This is a genomic window from Arthrobacter sp. K410C (assembly GCF_059090105.1).
In genome coordinates this window covers 135,124-151,139 of the sequence record NZ_JBNHFJ010000005.1, presented here as the reverse complement: position 1 = coordinate 151,139, position 16,016 = coordinate 135,124, and the positions used below count along the sequence as shown (strand labels likewise).

At 66.5% G+C, this 16,016-nt stretch carries 15 protein-coding genes and 1 pseudogene; 7 read left to right on the top strand and 9 right to left on the bottom strand.

What is annotated here, in order from left to right; all coding sequences use genetic code 11:
- Positions 1-31: 31 nt before the first annotated feature.
- Genes purL through purS form a run of 3 tightly spaced genes read right to left on the bottom strand, consistent with a single transcriptional unit; the run spans position 32 to position 3,364 of the window.
- Positions 32-2,341: a phosphoribosylformylglycinamidine synthase subunit PurL gene (gene purL / locus AC5RU7_RS10180; protein WP_494052111.1), complete on the bottom strand. Its 2,310-nt coding sequence runs from the start codon at positions 2,339-2,341 to the stop codon at positions 32-34.
- Positions 2,338-3,111, bottom strand: a complete 774-nt coding sequence (purQ, locus tag AC5RU7_RS10175; protein ID WP_494010862.1) for a phosphoribosylformylglycinamidine synthase subunit PurQ — start codon at positions 3,109-3,111, stop codon at positions 2,338-2,340. The genes purL and purQ overlap by 4 nt, the downstream gene beginning before the upstream one ends.
- A gap of 1 nt (position 3,112) precedes the next feature.
- Positions 3,113-3,364, bottom strand: coding sequence for a phosphoribosylformylglycinamidine synthase subunit PurS (gene purS / locus AC5RU7_RS10170; RefSeq protein ID WP_009359059.1), 252 nt, complete (start codon positions 3,362-3,364; stop codon positions 3,113-3,115).
- 267 nt (positions 3,365-3,631) lie between these two features.
- Between purS and AC5RU7_RS10165 the strand changes: the two genes are divergently transcribed.
- Positions 3,632-3,817: a hypothetical protein gene (locus AC5RU7_RS10165; protein ID WP_494010861.1), complete on the top strand. Its 186-nt coding sequence runs from the start codon at positions 3,632-3,634 to the stop codon at positions 3,815-3,817.
- Positions 3,818-4,090: 273 nt separating this feature from the next.
- Positions 4,091-7,191, top strand: a pseudogene (locus AC5RU7_RS10160) (S8 family serine peptidase).
- A 73-nt stretch (positions 7,192-7,264) separates the two neighbouring features.
- Here the strand turns inward: AC5RU7_RS10160 and AC5RU7_RS10155 are convergent.
- From AC5RU7_RS10155 to AC5RU7_RS10140, 4 genes are all read right to left on the bottom strand, one after another.
- Positions 7,265-7,615 carry a serine protease inhibitor gene (locus AC5RU7_RS10155; RefSeq protein ID WP_494010859.1) on the bottom strand — a complete coding sequence of 117 codons (351 nt, stop codon included), beginning with the start codon at positions 7,613-7,615 and terminating at the stop codon, positions 7,265-7,267.
- Positions 7,612-8,553, bottom strand: coding sequence for a 3-methyladenine DNA glycosylase (locus AC5RU7_RS10150; protein ID WP_494052110.1), 942 nt, complete (start codon positions 8,551-8,553; stop codon positions 7,612-7,614). Before AC5RU7_RS10150 ends, AC5RU7_RS10155 begins: the two co-directional genes overlap by 4 nt.
- Entirely contained in the window at positions 8,522-9,067 is a 546-nt protein-coding gene (locus AC5RU7_RS10145) for an SSI family serine proteinase inhibitor (protein WP_494052202.1), read from the bottom strand. Before AC5RU7_RS10145 ends, AC5RU7_RS10150 begins: the two co-directional genes overlap by 32 nt.
- Before the next feature lie 99 nt (positions 9,068-9,166).
- Positions 9,167-9,634 (bottom strand): MarR family winged helix-turn-helix transcriptional regulator, encoded by a 468-nt coding sequence (locus tag AC5RU7_RS10140; protein ID WP_494052109.1) that lies wholly within the window; start codon positions 9,632-9,634, stop codon positions 9,167-9,169.
- A gap of 76 nt (positions 9,635-9,710) precedes the next feature.
- On the opposite strand from AC5RU7_RS10140, the gene AC5RU7_RS10135 reads away from it, so the two are divergent.
- Entirely contained in the window at positions 9,711-9,953 is a 243-nt protein-coding gene (locus AC5RU7_RS10135; RefSeq protein WP_494052108.1) for a hypothetical protein, read from the top strand.
- A gap of 171 nt (positions 9,954-10,124) precedes the next feature.
- Entirely contained in the window at positions 10,125-10,328 is a 204-nt protein-coding gene (locus AC5RU7_RS10130; protein ID WP_494010855.1) for a hypothetical protein, read from the top strand.
- 84 nt (positions 10,329-10,412) lie between these two features.
- Here AC5RU7_RS10130 and AC5RU7_RS10125 read toward each other — a convergent pair whose 3' ends face one another.
- Positions 10,413-11,771 (bottom strand): aspartate kinase, encoded by a 1,359-nt coding sequence (locus AC5RU7_RS10125; protein ID WP_494010854.1) that lies wholly within the window; start codon positions 11,769-11,771, stop codon positions 10,413-10,415.
- A gap of 207 nt (positions 11,772-11,978) precedes the next feature.
- On the opposite strand from AC5RU7_RS10125, the gene AC5RU7_RS10120 reads away from it, so the two are divergent.
- From AC5RU7_RS10120 to AC5RU7_RS10110, 3 genes are all read left to right on the top strand, one after another.
- Positions 11,979-12,944, top strand: a complete 966-nt coding sequence (locus AC5RU7_RS10120) for an ABC transporter ATP-binding protein (protein WP_494052107.1) — start codon at positions 11,979-11,981, stop codon at positions 12,942-12,944.
- The gene (locus AC5RU7_RS10115; protein WP_494052106.1) at positions 12,941-14,074 is read left to right on the top strand and encodes an ABC transporter permease; all 1,134 of its coding nucleotides are present in this window, start codon (positions 12,941-12,943) and stop codon (positions 14,072-14,074) included. The genes AC5RU7_RS10120 and AC5RU7_RS10115 overlap by 4 nt, the downstream gene beginning before the upstream one ends.
- 143 nt (positions 14,075-14,217) lie before the next feature.
- Positions 14,218-15,321, top strand: a complete 1,104-nt coding sequence (locus tag AC5RU7_RS10110; RefSeq protein ID WP_494052105.1) for a hypothetical protein — start codon at positions 14,218-14,220, stop codon at positions 15,319-15,321.
- 24 nt (positions 15,322-15,345) lie between these two features.
- On the opposite strand, the gene recR is transcribed toward AC5RU7_RS10110, so the two are convergent.
- Entirely contained in the window at positions 15,346-15,945 is a 600-nt protein-coding gene (recR, locus tag AC5RU7_RS10105; RefSeq protein ID WP_009359069.1) for a recombination mediator RecR, read from the bottom strand.
- Positions 15,946-16,016 lie beyond the last annotated feature (71 nt).

Here is a 16,016-nt window from a genome sequence, read left to right as displayed (position 1 = left end):
GGGAACGCGGATTTCCGCTTTACGGGGGGAATCAGCCGAAGTACTTCGGCAGGGTCCCTTCATGGGCTTCGCGGAGGGCGTCCAGGGACAGGCTCTCCACGCCGTTGATCTCAAGGGCGCCGCTGGCCGCATCCACCACACCGATGCGGGTGTGGGCAAAGCCACGGGCCTTGCACATGTCGGTGAAGCGGACTTCCTCCGAGCGGGGAACGCCAACAACTGCGCGGCCCTGGGACTCGGAGAACAGCGCCGTGAACAGGTCCACGCCGTCGCGGTCCAGGACGTCCTGCAGCGCGATCCTGGCACCCACGCCGTAACGGAGCGAGGACTCCACCAAGGCTGCGGCGAGGCCGCCCTCGGAGAGGTCGTGCGCCGAGTCGATCATGCCGTCGCGCGAGGCGTTGATCAGGATCTCGCCCAGGGCGCGCTCGGCGTCGAGGTCCACCTTCGGCGGCTGCCCGCCCAGGTGGCCGCGCATGTTGGCCCATTCGGAACCGTCCAGTTCGGCAGCGGTGGTGCCCAGCAGGTAGATGGCCTGGCCATCCTCCCGCCAGCCCGATGGCGTGCGGCGGGCGACGTCGTCGAGCTTGCCCAGCACTGCCACCACGGGGGAGGGGTGGATGGGCGTGGTGCCCGTCTGGTTGTACAGCGAGACGTTGCCGCCGGTGACCGGGATGCCCAGCACCATGCAGGCGTCAGACAGGCCGCGGATCGCCTCGGCCAGCTGCCACATGACGTCCGGGTCCTCGGGGGAGCCGAAGTTCAGGCAGTCGCTGACAGCCATCGGCACCGCGCCGGAGGTGGCAACGTTGCGGTAGGCCTCGGCCAGCGCCAGCTGCGCACCGTGGTAGGGGTCCAGGTAGGTGTAGCGGCCGTTGGCGTCGGTGGCCAGGGCAACGCCCAGGCCCGTTTCCTCGTCCACGCGGACCACGCCGGCGTCATCCGGGAATGCCATGGCGGTGTTGCCACCCACATACCGGTCGTACTGGTCCGTGATCCACGACTTGGAGCACATGTTCGGCGACGCCACGAGTTCGGTGACGGCCTTGGCCAATTCCGCCGGGGCTGCGGGCCGGCCGGCGTCCTGCACGGATCCGGTAAAGGTGTCGGCCTGCAGGGCGTCCTGCCACTCGGGGCGGGCAAACGGACGGTCGTAGACCGGACCGTCGTGCGCCACGGTGCGGGGATCGACGTCGACGATCACCTCGCCTTCCCAGGTGATGATGAGGCGGCCGGTGTCGGTCACTTCGCCGAGCCAGGAGTACTCCACCGCCCACTTGTCCATGACGGCCTCGAACGCTTCCACGTTCTCCGGGGTCACCACGGCCATCATGCGTTCCTGCGACTCGGACATCAGGATCTCGCCCGGGGTCAGGGTGGGGTCGCGCAGCAGGACGGAGGTCAGCTCAACCTGCATGCCGCCGTCGCCGTTGGAGGCAAGCTCCGACGTTGCGCAGGAAATGCCTGCGGCGCCCAGGTCCTGGATGCCCTCCACGAGGGAGCCCTTGAACAGTTCAAGGCAGCACTCGATCAGGACCTTCTCGGCGAAGGGGTCGCCCACCTGGACGGCGGGTCGCTTGGACGGCTTGGTGTCGTCGAAGGACTCGGAGGCCAGCACGGAGGCGCCGCCGATGCCGTCACCGCCGGTGCGTGCACCGAACAGGACCACCTTGTTGCCCTTGCCCGACGCGTTGGCCAGGCGGATGTCCTCGTGGCGCATGACGCCAACGGCGAGGGCGTTGACCAGCGGGTTGCCCTGGTAGACGGAGTCGAAGACCATCTCGCCGCCGATGTTCGGCAGGCCCAGCGAGTTGCCGTAGCCGCCGATGCCGGCAACGGCCCCGTGCATCACGCGTGCCGTGTCCGGGTGGTCGATGGCGCCGAAGCGCAGCGGGTCCATGACGGCCACCGGGCGGGCACCCATGGAGATGATGTCGCGGACAATGCCGCCGATGCCGGTCGCGGCACCCTGGTAGGGCTCAACGAACGACGGCGAGTTGTGCGATTCGATCTTGAAGGTCACGGCCCAGCCGTCCCCCAGGTTGGTGACTCCGGCGTTCTCGCCGATGCCCACCAGCATGTCCTTCTTCATCTCCTCGGTGACCTTCTGGCCGAACTGGCGCAGGTGGTTCTTGGAGGACTTGTAGGAGCAGTGTTCGCTCCACATCACGGAGTACATGGCCAGTTCCGCGCCGGTGGGGCGGCGGCCCAGGACTTTGATGATCTCGTCGAATTCGTTCTGCTTGAGGCCAAGCTCGGCCCAGGGCAGTTCGGTGTCCGGGGTCTTGGCGGCGTTCTCGACCGTGTCGATGTTGAACTTCTTGGTGGTGTCGATGCTCACTTGTCGCCTCCCACAATCTTGGTCAATACGGAGGTGAAGAAGCCCAGTCCGTCGGTGTCGGACCCGCCGATGCCGTCCAGCGATTCCGGCCCAAAGCCGGGTTCGGTGGCGTGCTCCGGGTGCGGCATGAGGCCCACCACGTTGCCGGCGGCGTTTGAGATACCCGCGATGTCGCGGCGGGACCCGTTCGGGTTGAAGCCGACATAGCGGAACACCACGCGGCCCTCGGCCTCCAGTGCGTCGAGGGTTTTCTCGTCCGCGATGTACTGGCCGTCCTGGTTCTTCAGCGGGATGGTGATTTCCTGGCCCGCCTGGTAGTCCAGGGTCCAGGCCGTCGCGTTGTTTTCCACGCGCAGCACCTGGTCCCGGCACAGGAACTTCAGGTGGTCGTTCTTGATCATCGAACCGGGCAGCAGGTGCGACTCGGTAAGGATCTGGAAGCCGTTGCAGATGCCAAGGACGGGAAGCTTGGCGTCGCTGTTGGCGGCGTCGATGATCCTGGACATGAGCGGGGCGAAGCGGGCGATGGCGCCGGCACGCAGGTAGTCGCCGTAGGAGAAACCGCCGGGGATGACGACGGCGTCCACGTCACCTAGTTCGGTATCGCCGTGCCACAGTTCGACGGCGGTGCCGCCGGCGAGGCGCACGGCGCGGGCGGCGTCACGGTCATCCAGCGTTCCGGGGAAGGTGACAACGCCGATCTTCGCGCCCGCAAGCCGCGGGTTGGCGGCGACGGCCACAGCCTCGCCGATCAGGGGGAGTTCAGTCATCTCAGGCCTCGACGACCTCGACGTTGACGACGTCCTCGATCACGGGGTTGGAGAGGAGGGTCTCGGCGGCGTCGCGTGCCTGGGCCAGGATGGCCTCGGTCACCTCTCCGTCGACCGTCAGTTCAAATCGCTTGCCCTGGCGGACAGAGCTGAAGCTGGTGAAGCCCAGCCGGGGGAGAGCGCCAACGATCGCCTTCCCCTGGGGGTCCAGAATCTCGGGCTTGGGCATGACGTCAACAACGATCCGGGGCATCCGGTAACTCCTGTGCGTGAGCTTGGGTAATGGCGCAGCGGAGTGGTGCCGTCTCACGCCGTGCCGGGGTGTTGAGGGGCATGGTGGTCTTGCCTTGGACAACGTTGAGGACGGGCGCTCCGCGAGCTTGCCCTATCATTCTACCGGCCGGAACGGGCCTGCCTGTATTCGGCGGTTTCCGGGCCGGGGACCGTACCGGCGTCGGCCATCGCCAGGCTGTCCGCGGCGGTTCTGGAGTTGCTGGACCGGCTTCACTAGGATTGCTGGATGGCAGAGAATTCGAAGTCCGTCCTGTTGCCCGTAGTCGCCGCGGCGGTGTTCGCCGGACTGGGCAGGATGGTCCTGCAAAAACTGAAAGCGGACCGCCTGGCCAGGCAAAACCGTGTGGCGGGGCCCGTTGACGAGAAGACCCGGCAGTGGATCAGTGAGGTGGTCCGGACTCCCCGGCAGTAGCCGCCCCTCCCTGCCGCAGAGTATTGGGCGTCCTTCGGGATGCCCTTTTTTATGCCCGGCGCCCGCAGAAATAAGGCCTGTGACAACAATAGAATCTCCCACTGTGGCCTATGTCATATTCGTCTCTCACTCTGTACTGTTTGAACCGGCTGGTCTCATCCAATTACAAGATCTGTAAACCGATGTGCCATGCCAGTCGTTTCTGGCCCGCAACCATGGCTGGGCCGGTACATCGTGAAAGGGTTGCACGTGAGATCAACTGGAAGAAGCCCCCTGCGGGGCAGGGGGTTCCGGAAGGCGGCGCTAATGGCCGCCGGGTTGTCGCTCCTCCTGGGGTCCTTGGCCATACCTCCCGCCACCGCGGCACCGGCCCGCCCGGGTAACGGGGCTGCCACCAGCCCGGGGACCACGCAGTTCAGGGACGGCCGCTACATCGTGGTTCTGGCGGGTGCGGCAGCAGCAGCCTATGAGGGGGAAACTGCGGGCCTGGGGGCCACCAGGCCCCAGGCGGGCAGGAAGCTCGATGCCGGAAGTCCCAACTACAAGGCCTATGACGCACATCTGCGCAAGGTCCAGCGCGATGTTGCCGCCGGCAGGGCGTAACCCCGGGGAAGCAGTACACCGCTGCGCTTAACGGTTTCACGGCTGAACTCACAGCTGCCCAGGCCATGGAGCTGTCCAAGGACCAGCGGGTCCTGGCGGTCGCACCCGACGTGGAGAACACTCCTGACTACACAACTACGGACTTCCTGAGGTTGACCGGTCCGGAGGGGGTATGGGCCAAGCAGTTCGGCGGCGAAGCGAATGCGGGCAAGGGCGTTGTTGTCGGTGTCATCGACTCCGGCTACGCGCCGGACAACCCCTTCCTCCAGGGTGATCCCGTCCGGCCGCTGACCAGCCCTGCGCAGGTGGGCGTTCCCTACCGCACTGCCGATGGCAAGATCGCCATGCTCAAGGCCGACGGCACCACCTTCGAGGGTGAATGCCAGGAGGGTCAGGGGGCCGGGGCGTCCTTCGACGGCTCCCAGTGCAACTCGAAGGTGATAGGTGCCAGGTACTTCGCTGATACCTTCCTGCAGTATGTGGCCCCCGAAAACAGGGCGCCGGAGGAGCTCATCTCCCCGGTCGATGTCGGAAGCCACGGCACCCACACGGCCACCACGGCTGCCGGCAATGACAACGTGGACCAGGTGATCGACGGCTCAGGCTTCGGCAAGAGTTCCGGTGTTGCTCCCGCGGCCAAGGTGTCCGTTTACAAGGTTTGTTGGGAAGACGCCAATCCCGATACCGGAGGCTGTTACTCCTCAGCGTCGGTGGAAGCCGTTGAAGCTGCGGTCAAGGACGGCGTGGACGTCCTGAACTACTCGATTTCCGGCAATAACAACAACACGACGGACCCCGTGGCCCTGGCGTTCCTGAACGCAGCGGCTGCCGGCGTCTTCGTCTCGGCTTCGGGCGGCAACTCCGGTCCCGCTGTCTCAACGGTCAACCACGCCTCACCCTGGCTCACCACCGTTGCCGCCTCGACCTTCCCCAGCGACTTGCTGGGCACCGTCAGGGTCTCCGATGGCTCGCTCTACCGTGGTGCGTCCATCATGAAAACAGAAGTGGCGGACAAGCCAGTGATCGTCGCGGCCGCAGCAGCCGCGGCGGGCGCTACCAATGCCAACCTCTGCGCTCCCGGGACGCTTGATGCGGCGAAGGTAGCCGGCAAAGTGGTGGTCTGCGACCGGGGTGTGGTGGACCGGACGGCCAAGAGCCAGGAAGTCCAGGACAAGGGCGGAGTGGGCATGATCCTGGTGAATCTCACCAGCAGCTCCGAAGATGCCGACAACCATGTGCTGCCCACTGTCCATGTCAACGCACCCAAGAGCCTGGGGCTGAAGTCCAAGCTTGAGGCAAACCCATCCCTGACGGTCAGCCTGGTGAAGGGTGACCTCACCGGCGAACCGCTGGCCCCGGCGCCGCAGATTGCCGGGTTCTCCTCCCGCGGGCCCACCCTTGCGTCCGGCGGCGACCTGCTGAAACCGGATATCGCCGCCCCCGGGGTCAACGTCCTGGCGGGCGTATCAACCATCGGCAACAACGGCGACCAGTTCGGCTTCATGTCCGGAACCTCCATGGCCGCGCCGCACATCGCCGGCTTCGGCGCCCTGGTGCTCGGCAAGCAACCAACCTGGAGCCCGGCTATGGTCAAGTCCGCGATGATGACCACCGCCTGCCCGCTCGTTAACCCGGACGGCTCCGCCAACACAGACCCGTTCCAGGGCGGCGCAGGACACATCGACTCCACCCGCGTCCTCGATCCGGGGCTTGTTTACAACTCCGGCGTCAGGGACTGGCTAGGCTTCCTCAATGGCCAGGGCGTGGAAACCGGAGTTCCGCAGGCAGGCACCATCGCGGGCCGTGATTTGAATGTGCCGTCCATCGCACTCGGCAGCCTGGTGGGAGAGGTCCAGGTGAAACGCCAGCTGACTGCCCTGGTTCCGGGAATATACCGGCCGGAAGTCAACATGGCAGGCTTCAATATCCAGGTGGAGCCGAAGGCACTGAACTTCGCCAAGGCCGGCCAGACCCGTGAGGTCACCCTGACCATCCGGAACGCCACCGCCCCGGTGGGTAAATTCAGCACGGGCACCCTGACCTGGAAGGGCCCCCGGACTGTCAGCTCGCCCATCGCCATCCGTCCTGTTGACGCGCAGATCGCCCCGTCGTTCTCCTTCAGCTCGGCTGCAGGTGACGGCAGCGGCACCCTGGAGCTGGTTTCGGGTTCCGATGGCTCCATCAATGTGGGAGTGGAAGGCCTGGCGCCCTTGAGCGAGACCGCCATCACCAAGACTCCCGGCGAATACGCACCGGGGAACGACGCGCATAATGCGCTGCTTCAGGTGACTGTTCCGCAGGGGGCCTCGTTCGCCCGGATGGGTGTCCAGGCTCAGTCGGAAGACGTCGACTGGGACATGGTGGTGTACGCGCCGAACGCTTCGGGCGGCCTCACCGCCACCCAGGTGGCCACGGCCTCCGCCAGCGAGTTCCTGGATCTTGAGTCCCCGCGGGCGGGCACGTACTACATCGTGGTCAACCTTTACTCGACGCCTGACAATGGTGCCGCGAGTGCCTCGGTGCAGGCCGTGACCTTCGCGGGCGACGCCGGAAACCTCAGCGTGGAGCCGAACCCGATCGTGGCTCCGAACGGCACCGCAACGTCGGCGACGCTGTCCTGGACCGGCCTCTCCCAAGGCGCCTACCTGTCCCGCCTGAGCCTCGGCGAAAACGGAATCAGGACCTGGGTCAACGTCCGGGTGGGCGACGCGCCTGCTGCGCCCACCGGAGCCCGCTCCATTGCCCTTGCCCAAGCCGTCCCGGGAGCGTGACAGGCGAAGCTCGAAAAGGATGGCATGGCCCCGGCGGTGGAAACCGCCGGGGCCATCTCGTCCTGCAGGGAGTTCAGGTGGCGCGGCCGCCGCCCAAGGGACCCCCGCCCAGGAGGGGTGCCATGGCATTCCACCGGGAAATTTCGCAGCCGTCCGTCCGGGTGAAGACCGATTCCACCTGGCGGCCGTGGAAGGTGCCGGTGACCACGGCGACCTGCGGCCCGCCGTACTGCTGGGTACACAGCTGTGGCGGTCCCGGCTGCGGAAAGAACACCTGGCCACCGAACTGCTCCGCTGCTGCAAGGGCCGCGTACGGGTCGGGCAAAGTGGTGTCACCGGACACAACGCCGTCACGGGCCTTCAGCCGGAACACGTACTCGACGCCGGCGGGGTCCTCTCTGAGCCTGATGGTGAGGTCGATCATTCAGGGACCGGCGCCGAAGCCGCTGCCAGTTCCAGTGCCAGCCTGTCGCGCAGCACCGCTGCCTCGGCGGCGAAGGAGCGCTGGTGCTCCACGTAGGCGGCCTTGCCCTGTGGCGTCTCGATGGGGATCGCGGGATAGCCCCACTCGGCAAGGTCGTAAGGGGAGGCCTGCATGTCCATGGCCCGGATCCGCCAGGACAGTTCAAAGCAATCCATCACCAGTTCACTGGAAAGCAGCGGGAGCAGCTTATAGGCCCACTTGTACAGATCCATGTTGGCGTGCAGGCAGCCCGGCTGTTCCAGAAACCGCTGGGTCTCGCGGCTCGGCGCAAGCTCGTTCAGGGGCATCGCATCCGGGGTGTAAAAGCGGAAGGCATCGAAGTGCGTGCAACGGATCCGGTTGTCCTCTACCACCTTGTCCGTGCCCTCCGGACCCAGCCGGAGCCGCAGGTACTCGTGGCGCAGGTCGAACCTGTCCTGGTGGTAAACCATTGCCCATTCGTGCAGGCCGAAGCAGCCGAACTGCGCCGGCCGCGCGGCGGTGCCCCGCAAGATGATGCCGGCAAAAGCCACCGCGTCCCTGCGGTCTTCAAGGAAGGCGGCCACGTCAACGGTCACCGCGCTGCTTTCCGGCGGAAGCCCCAGGGAGGCGAGTTCGCCGTCGTCGAGGGTGCGGTAGTGCTTCCAGCCGCTGCGGGCGGCCGCGGCCTCGCCTAACAGGACCGTTCCGGCGCCGGGATGCCAGCGCCGCAACTGCCCGGGCTTCTGCGTGTAGTACGTGAAGAGGAAGTCTTCAACCGGGTGCTTTTGGCCGGCGGAACGTCGCGCCAGGTAGGGGTCGGCGTAGCGGCTGACGCGCTGCTGGTGGGCATCCTCCAGTGCCCGCCATTCGTCGGCCGCCAGCAGCCTAAGCTGCTCCACCGGAGGCACCCAGGACATCCTTCGCAGCATCCCAGGCGCTGATTTCGCACCCGTTGGTGCGGGAAAACTCGGCCTCCACAGGCACGCCGTCAAGCACCCCGCTGACTGTGGCCGTCTGGGGCCCGCCGTACTGTTCGGTGCACGCCTGGGCGGTCCCGCCGATTTCGGGACTCAGCAGCGCGGTGTTTTCCTTCAGGGCGGAGCAGGCGGCCTCGGCGGCCGGGTGGCTGCTCTCGGCGGCAGGGACGCCGGCCTGGCATACCAGGGTGTAGTTCACGGCGGGTTCGCCTTCAGCGGGAGTCACGGTGATAGCCAACTCTGCATTGCCCTGGCCTGGACCGCCCGCCGGGCGGGAACTGCCAGGCGGCGGCGCGGGAACGGAGGTTTCCGTGTCCGGGGACGGTTCGGCCGTTGCGGTGGTAGTCGTTGGGGACGGGGATGTGGGCTGTGCCGGCGATGTGGCCGGGCTGCCGCCGTCGGGAGTGGGGGAGCAGGAGGACATCAGCAGCGCAGCAATTGCCAGCCCTGCCATCTGCAGCCGTGTCCTGCGCACCGCCCTAGTCACCCTTCGATTCTAGCTGCAATACCGTGCCTTCCCGGTGGTTCCGTCCCAACGGGGCGGGCAGGCCCGCTACGCGGTTCCGCCGGACGTGGCGGCAATGAGCCCCATCATGGAGGCATGCAGTTCCGTGACCTGGCTCCGGGTCAGGCCGAGCCGTTCCATCATGGTTCCGGGAACCTCCAAAGCCTGTTGCCTCAACGCGGCCCCTTCAGGCGTCAGTTCGACGGCGAGTGCCCGCTCATTGCCGTCCGCCCGGCGGCGGGTGATGTATCCGGCTGCCTCCAGCCGGCGGAGCAGTGGCGAAATGGTGGCAGGTTCCTGGGCCAGGGCGTCGCTGATGTTCCGGACCGTCCTGGGGCTCGTTTCCCACAGGCTCAGCATCACCAGGTACTGGGGGTGGGTCAGGTTCAGCTTCTCCAGGACCGGCTTGTACGCCCCAACGACGCTGCGGGCTGCAACCGTCAGCGCGAAACAGAGCTGGTGTTCCAGGAGCAGGTCGTCATCCTGGCTGGCGTCGGCCGTAGCGGCGGCATCCATGAAGTCCTCCAATTATTAGTGCGTTAACTATTAGCTACTATTGATAGAAAACCAGTGGCAGCGGAAGGAGCCGAACATGGCCAAGGGCAAGCCGGGCAATAAGGACAACGCGTCGCAGCGCTTCATGCGCGCCACCGGCAAGCTGAGGGCCATCTTCGGGCCTGCGAACCGCTCCTCCCTGGTCCACGACATGACAGAGGAGAACCGGAGGCTGCTGGCACAGCGCCAGGCCGAAAGCCGGCAGTGGGAAACCATCACGCGGCCCGACGGCAGCACCTACGTGGTTCCCAGGAACCCGGAAGACAAGTCCCTGCGCTGAAAGTTCGTATCCGGGCGCCCCGCCCAGTAGCACCCGCGGCCATGCCTGCCGCTCCGTTACCCGGCTCCATTTCCCGGCTTCGGGCGTAAAATGGGGGCACTGGCTCCGGCAGGAGGCAGCAGCTCTTTGCCCCGAAAACCGGGAAGGGGGTGGAAAACAGTGGCTCGTGTAATGAGCGGATTCATGAACGCGACGGACAGGCTCCGCTTCTTCTTCGGACCTGCCACGCAGCTGGACGCCGATTCGCCGGTAGTGCACAAACATGATGCGTTTGAGCAGGCCTCCGAAGAGGAGCTTTCGCACTTCGTGGTCGAAACGGATTCGTCCGGCCATCACTACGCTGTCCGCCGCGAGGACCTTGAGCGGGAAACCTGAGAAATAGGTGTGTAACCGGAAAAGCCGGGCCGGCCTCCGAATGAACGGAGGCCGGCCCGGCTTTTCTCGTAGGGAGGTCCGGGGTTAGCGGCCGGTTCCGCCGTACACGGTGGCCTCGTTGTCGGCATCCAGGTCGAAGGCCTTGTGGATCACGCGTACCGCTTCATCCAGCAGGTCAGCGTGGGTGACCACGGAGATGCGGATTTCAGAGGTGGAGATCATGTTGATGTTGATGCCGGCGTTGGACAGCGCCTTGAAGAAGGTGGCGGACACGCCGGGGTGGGAGCGCATGCCCGCACCGATGAGGGAGAGCTTGCCGATCTGCTCGTTGTATTCGATGCTCTCGAAGCCGATCTGGTCCTGCGCCGCGTGCAGGGCGGCCAGGGCGTCGGCGCCTTCCACGATGGGCAGGGTGAACGAGATGTCCGTCCGGCCCGTCCCGTGCGTGGACACGTTCTGCACGATCATGTCGATGTTCGAGTGGGCGTCGGCGATGACCTGGAAAATGGCGGCGGCCTTGCCGGGGATGTCCGGGACGCCCACAACCGTGACCTTGGCTTCGGAACGGTCGTGCGCAACGCCGGAGATGATTGGCTGCTCCAAGGCAACTCCCTCTTGAGTGGTGATCTTGTCTTCGGCGCTGGGGATGACCCAGGTGCCTTCATGCTGGCTGAATGAGGAGCGGACGTGCAGCGGGACCCCGAACCGGCGGGCGTACTCCACGCAGCGCAGGTGCAGGATCTTTGCGCCCGAGGCGGCAAGTTCGAGCATCTCCTCGCTGGAAATGGTGTCGATCTTCTGGGCCGAGGGCACCACCCGGGGGTCCGCGGTGTAGACGCCGTCCACGTCGGTGTAGATCTCGCAGACGTCGGCCTCGAGCGCCGCAGCCAGCGCCACGGCGGTGGTGTCGGAGCCGCCGCGTCCCAGCGTGGTGATCTCGTTGGTGGTGCGGCTCATGCCCTGGAAGCCCGCCACGATGGCGATGTTGCCCTTGTCGAGGGCTGTCCGGATGCGGTGCGGATCGACGTCGATGATCCGGGCCTTGCCGTGGATGCCATCGGTGATCATGCCGGCCTGGGAACCCGTGAAGGACTGGGCAGAGGCGCCGAGCTTGTTGATGGCCATTGCCAGCAGTGCCATGGAAATGCGCTCGCCGGCGGAGAGCAGCATGTCCATCTCCCGGGCGGGAGCGGAATCGGTCACCTGCGCGGCAAGGTCCAGGAGTTCGTCGGTGGTGTCACCCATGGCGGACACCACAACCACAACTTCGTTGCCGGCTTCCTGCGCGTCAACCACGCGCTTGGCAACACGTTTGATGCCGTCGGCGTCAGCCACGGAGGAGCCACCGAATTTCTGCACGATGAGCTGTTTGGTCACCGCACCGCCAGCGGACAGCCCATGCGGCTGTGTTGCGTTGTGCACTTCGGTAGTGGGCGTACTCATGCGCGTACCTTCGTTGGATCGGTTCTTGAGGCCAGGCAGCCTGACGCCGGGACGGCGCGACTTTCCCGGGACAGTTTATCGCCGCCTGCAGTGAGGCGTTGAATTGTGACCGAATCTCAGCCCGCAGGAGGAGCGCCGCGAAGGGGCCGCAGGCGTACGCTCAAGGGGTCAACGTGCTCAGGACTGTGGGGGACAGGTGCGCAAAACATGGCAATAGCGCCGGAAAAATCAGAACAGCCGGACAGCCAGGCTTCCTTTGGCGGTATTACAGCCCGGGCGGTGAGCAGGAGCTTCGGGGCGGTACGTGCCGTCGAGCATATGGACTTCCACGCCCCGGCCGGCAAGGTGACGGCCTTGATCGGCCCCAACGGCGCGGGCAAGACCACGCTGCTGCTGATGCTGGCATCGCTGCTGGCGCCGGACGGCGGCACCATCAGCGTGGGCGGGCTGGATCCGGCCCGGCACCGCGCGGAGGTCCGGAGCCGGCTCGGCTGGATGCCGGACACCCTGGGCGTCTGGGAGTCCCTGACCGCCCGCGAAATCCTGACCCAGATGGCGCGTTTCTACCGGCTTCCCGCTCCCGGGATCGGGGAGCGGGTGGCGGACATGCTGCAACGCGTCCGGTTGTCCGACCTCGCCGACCAGCCTGCCCGGGTCCTGTCCCGGGGCCAGCAGCAGCGGCTCAGCCTGGCGCGGGCACTGATCCACGATCCCTCTGTCCTGCTCCTCGATGAACCTGCCTCAGGCCTGGACCCGGGGTCCCGCGTGGAGCTGCGGACAATGCTGAGGCAGCTTGCGGCCGAGGGCAAGGCCGTGGTGGTTTCCTCCCACGTCCTCAGTGAGCTTGACGAGATTGCGGACGGTGCCGTCTTCGTCAACAACGGGAGGACCGTGCGGCAGCAGACCACCGAGGAAGCTGCGGCGTCCGGCCGGCGGTACTCGATCTCTGCGTCGGATATGGCTGCGCTCGCCGCCAAGCTCACCGAACTGGGGCTGGTGTTCCGGCAGGAGGACGGGCGCCGGCCGGGCGTGAGCCTGCTGCTCCTGAACGACGCCGATGCGGAACGGCTGCTGCGCGACCTGGTGCTTGCCGGCGTCGGAATCACGTCCTTCGCCCCGGCCTCCGGTGCCCTGGAAGAGACCTACATGAACCTTGAGGGGGAGCGGCAGTGAGCACGGTGGCGCAGAAGCGGCAGGACACATCACTGTCCGGCAACACCGGGGCCTACCTGGCAGGCATCGGCCATGTGGTGGCCCTCGAACTCAAACAGCGCCTGCGCTCTCGCGGCTGGTACATCATGCTTGCCATCTGGTTCGTCCTGACGGCACTGGTCACGTGGCTGACCTGGGCCAGCTGGAACGCACAGCAGGCGGCCCAGCGGGCCTACGGCAGCTCCATCCCGCCGGAATCAGCAGGCCCTGGATCAATGATTTTCGAGGTAGTGCTGGCGTTCGTCCTGCTCTTTGCCTTGCTGGTGGCCCCGGCCTTGTCTGCCAACGCCGTGAACGGTGACCGTGCCGGCGGAACGCTGGCCATACTGCAGGTGACGCTGCTGGAACCCGGCCAGATCCTGTGGGGAAAGTTCTTTGCCGCCTGGCTGGCAGCCCTCGCGTTCCTTGTCGCCAGCACGCCGTTCCTGGTCATAGGGGTGGCGCTCGGCGGGCTGACACCGGGCCACGTGCTGGTGTCCCTGCTGATGCTCGCCGTGGAAGTGGGTGTTGTCTGCGCCTTGGGTGTCGGCATTTCGGCCCTCGCCGGCCGGCCGCTGTTTTCCATCGTGGTGACCTACCTTGCGGTGGCCGGGCTGGCGGTGGGAACGCTGATTGCCTTCGGGCTGGGGGCCGGGCTCGCCCAGGGGACGGTTATGGCCAACAATGCGCAGTACCGGACTTACGAGCCGCTGGCCAACGAACCGGTCCAGCCGGAGTACACCTGCGTCGGCCCGATGCGGGAGCAGCCTGCCACCCGGACCGAACGGGTGGCCTGGCTCCTGGCAATGAACCCCTACGTGGTGGTGGCGGATGCGATCCCTTACCCGGACCGCAGCATGCAGCAAGGCTTCCCCACATCGGGTGCCATCGAGGGCATCAGCCAGGGCGCCCGCTACGCACTCGCCGGACCTGAGGGCACCTACCCGTGCGCCAATGGGGTTGTCCAGCCCGCCTACCTGAACCAGAAGACACCTCTGTGGCCGCTGGGCCTGGGGCTGCAGCTTGTGCTGTCAGGGCTCCTGATGTGGCTTGGGTGGCGTGCCCTCCGGACGCCTGCCCACCGGCTGGCCCGCGGCACGCGGATCGCCTAGGAGTCTGCCGGCAAGCCGCGGCGGGGCGTGGATCTGGACAGCCCACTGTCGCTGGACCACCATGGAGGCAGTTGCTATTCAGGTGGCCGGTACCTCCCGGCCACAGCCGGGGCTGGGGCTGTCCTTCGAAAGGTGGGCTTCCCGTGGCCGATGACCAGCAGGATGGCGCCAAATCCACGCCTGAGCCCTACTTCGAGCCGATAGGGCCGCGGTCCGACGAGTGGTTCCAGCCCGCAGATGACGACGACGACGGCGAGCCCCGGCGCCGGGGGCCTGGCCTCGGGGCGACGGTACTTGCGGCTGCAGCCGACTGGGCCGCAAGCCTGGGGACCCTGCGTTTCTGGGCAGTGGCAGTTGGGTCGCTTTGCGCAACCTGGGTCGTCGTCGCTAGCCTGGTCCTCCTGCCCGGACCTGACGGGGATTCAGCTGAATGGATGCCCGTCCCGATGCTCACCTACGTGCTGGCGTCGTCGTTGCTTCCGGCCTCGGCCGCGCTGACGGCAGTTCATTGGGGAATGTCCGCCCAAGGAGGGGCAACCGGCCCGGAACACGGCCGCAGCCTTTCCACGGCAGTGCTCGCCGGTGCGCTGCGCAGCCTGGTATTCGCCCTGCTCGTTCTGTTGACGCTGCTGATGCAAGCGGCTGCCGCCGGCCTGCCAGGAAACGTGGCGGCCATTTCGGCCTGCCTGGCAGCGGTCGAAGGTGCCATCTTCGTTGGCATGGGGGTGGCGGTTGCAGCACTGGCGCGCCACAGGTTCGTGAGCCGGCTTGCGGGGTGGTCGCTGGCTTTGTTCCTGGTTGCGGGGACAGTTGCGGCCACCTCCCTCCTGGTCCCGGCCGTGCGGTCAGAGGAGCCGGTGACTGTGGCCCTCAACGTGGTGCGGGCAGCGGACGGAACTCCCGTGGCCTATGAGTGCAGCGGTATTCCGGCCGGGACCGTCGAGGTGCACCGGACGGAACGGATCACCTGGCTGGCCACTGCCAGCCCAACCGTGGTGTTCGTTGCACTGGCCGGCCAGCCGGGCGCCGGCGCCGAGCTGCTCGGATGGCTTTCGGCGGCGCTGCAGGAAGCGGCGGACGGTACCGCGGTTCCCTGTGTCAATGGTGAACCGCGAAGCCAGGATTCCCCGCGGTTGCCGTTGGCAGCGCTGGGCCTTCTCCTGCAGGCAGGCGTGACAGCCGCCCTGCTGGCCGCTGCCCGCGCGGCTGCTGCGGCCCGCCGTCGAAACGCGCCGCAAGGGGCCTAGCGGCGCTGGCGGGCCGCTCGCGAATCAGGTCAGTGCGTTGCGGCGGCCTTCGAAAGCACGTCCCAGGGTGACCTCATCCGCGTACTCAAGGTCTCCGCCCACGGGAAGGCCGGATGCCAGCCTGGTGACCGTGATGCCGATGGTCTTGAGCATTCGCGCCAGATAGGTGGCCGTCGCCTCTCCCTCGAGGTTGGGGTCGGTGGCGATGATGACTTCCTGGATGGCGCCGTCGTTCAGCCGGGTCAGCAGCTCACGGATCCGGAGTTGCTCCGGGCCGATGCCGGCGATGGGGTTGATGGCCCCGCCCAGCACGTGGTAGCGGCCGCGGAACGAACGCGTGCGCTCCACCGCCAGTACGTCCTTGGACTCCTCCACCACGCAGATGACGGCGGGATCCCGGCGCGGGTCCCGGCAGATATTGCAGAGCTCCTGCTCGGTGACGTTTCCGCACACGGTGCAGAACTTGACCCGGTCCTTGACGGTGGTGATAGCGTCCACCAGCCGTTTCATATCCTGGGGATCCGCTTCAAGGATGTGGAACGCCAGCCGCTGTGCGGACTTGGGACCCACGCCTGGAAGGCGTCCAAGCTCATCGATCAGCTCCTGGACAGCACCTTCGTACACAGTTTCCTCTTTAGCTTGGAATGGACAGCGGGTCATGCAACAGCGGTTCCATCCGGTTCACGCCGGACAAC

What these genes read in the sequence shown, in the direction of transcription:
- AC5RU7_RS10155 (WP_494010859.1), bottom strand. Translation starts at nt 7,615, where the DNA reads ATGATCGACCTCACCATCAGGCTCAGAGAGGACCCCGCCGGCGTCGAG.
- AC5RU7_RS10140 (WP_494052109.1), bottom strand. Translation starts at nt 9,634, where the DNA reads ATGGATGCCGCCGCTACGGCCGACGCCAGCCAGGATGACGACCTGCTC.
- purS (WP_009359059.1), bottom strand. Translation starts at nt 3,364, where the DNA reads ATGCCCCGGATCGTTGTTGACGTCATGCCCAAGCCCGAGATTCTGGAC.
- AC5RU7_RS10135 (WP_494052108.1), top strand. Translation starts at nt 9,711, where the DNA reads ATGGCCAAGGGCAAGCCGGGCAATAAGGACAACGCGTCGCAGCGCTTC.
- AC5RU7_RS10145 (WP_494052202.1), bottom strand. Translation starts at nt 9,067, where the DNA reads ATGGCAGGGCTGGCAATTGCTGCGCTGCTGATGTCCTCCTGCTCCCCC.
- AC5RU7_RS10150 (WP_494052110.1), bottom strand. Translation starts at nt 8,553, where the DNA reads ATGTCCTGGGTGCCTCCGGTGGAGCAGCTTAGGCTGCTGGCGGCCGAC.
- AC5RU7_RS10165 (WP_494010861.1), top strand. Translation starts at nt 3,632, where the DNA reads ATGGCAGAGAATTCGAAGTCCGTCCTGTTGCCCGTAGTCGCCGCGGCG.
- AC5RU7_RS10125 (WP_494010854.1), bottom strand. Translation starts at nt 11,771, where the DNA reads ATGAGTACGCCCACTACCGAAGTGCACAACGCAACACAGCCGCATGGG.
- purQ (WP_494010862.1), bottom strand. Translation starts at nt 3,111, where the DNA reads ATGACTGAACTCCCCCTGATCGGCGAGGCTGTGGCCGTCGCCGCCAAC.
- AC5RU7_RS10120 (WP_494052107.1), top strand. Translation starts at nt 11,979, where the DNA reads ATGGCAATAGCGCCGGAAAAATCAGAACAGCCGGACAGCCAGGCTTCC.
- AC5RU7_RS10130 (WP_494010855.1), top strand. Translation starts at nt 10,125, where the DNA reads ATGAGCGGATTCATGAACGCGACGGACAGGCTCCGCTTCTTCTTCGGA.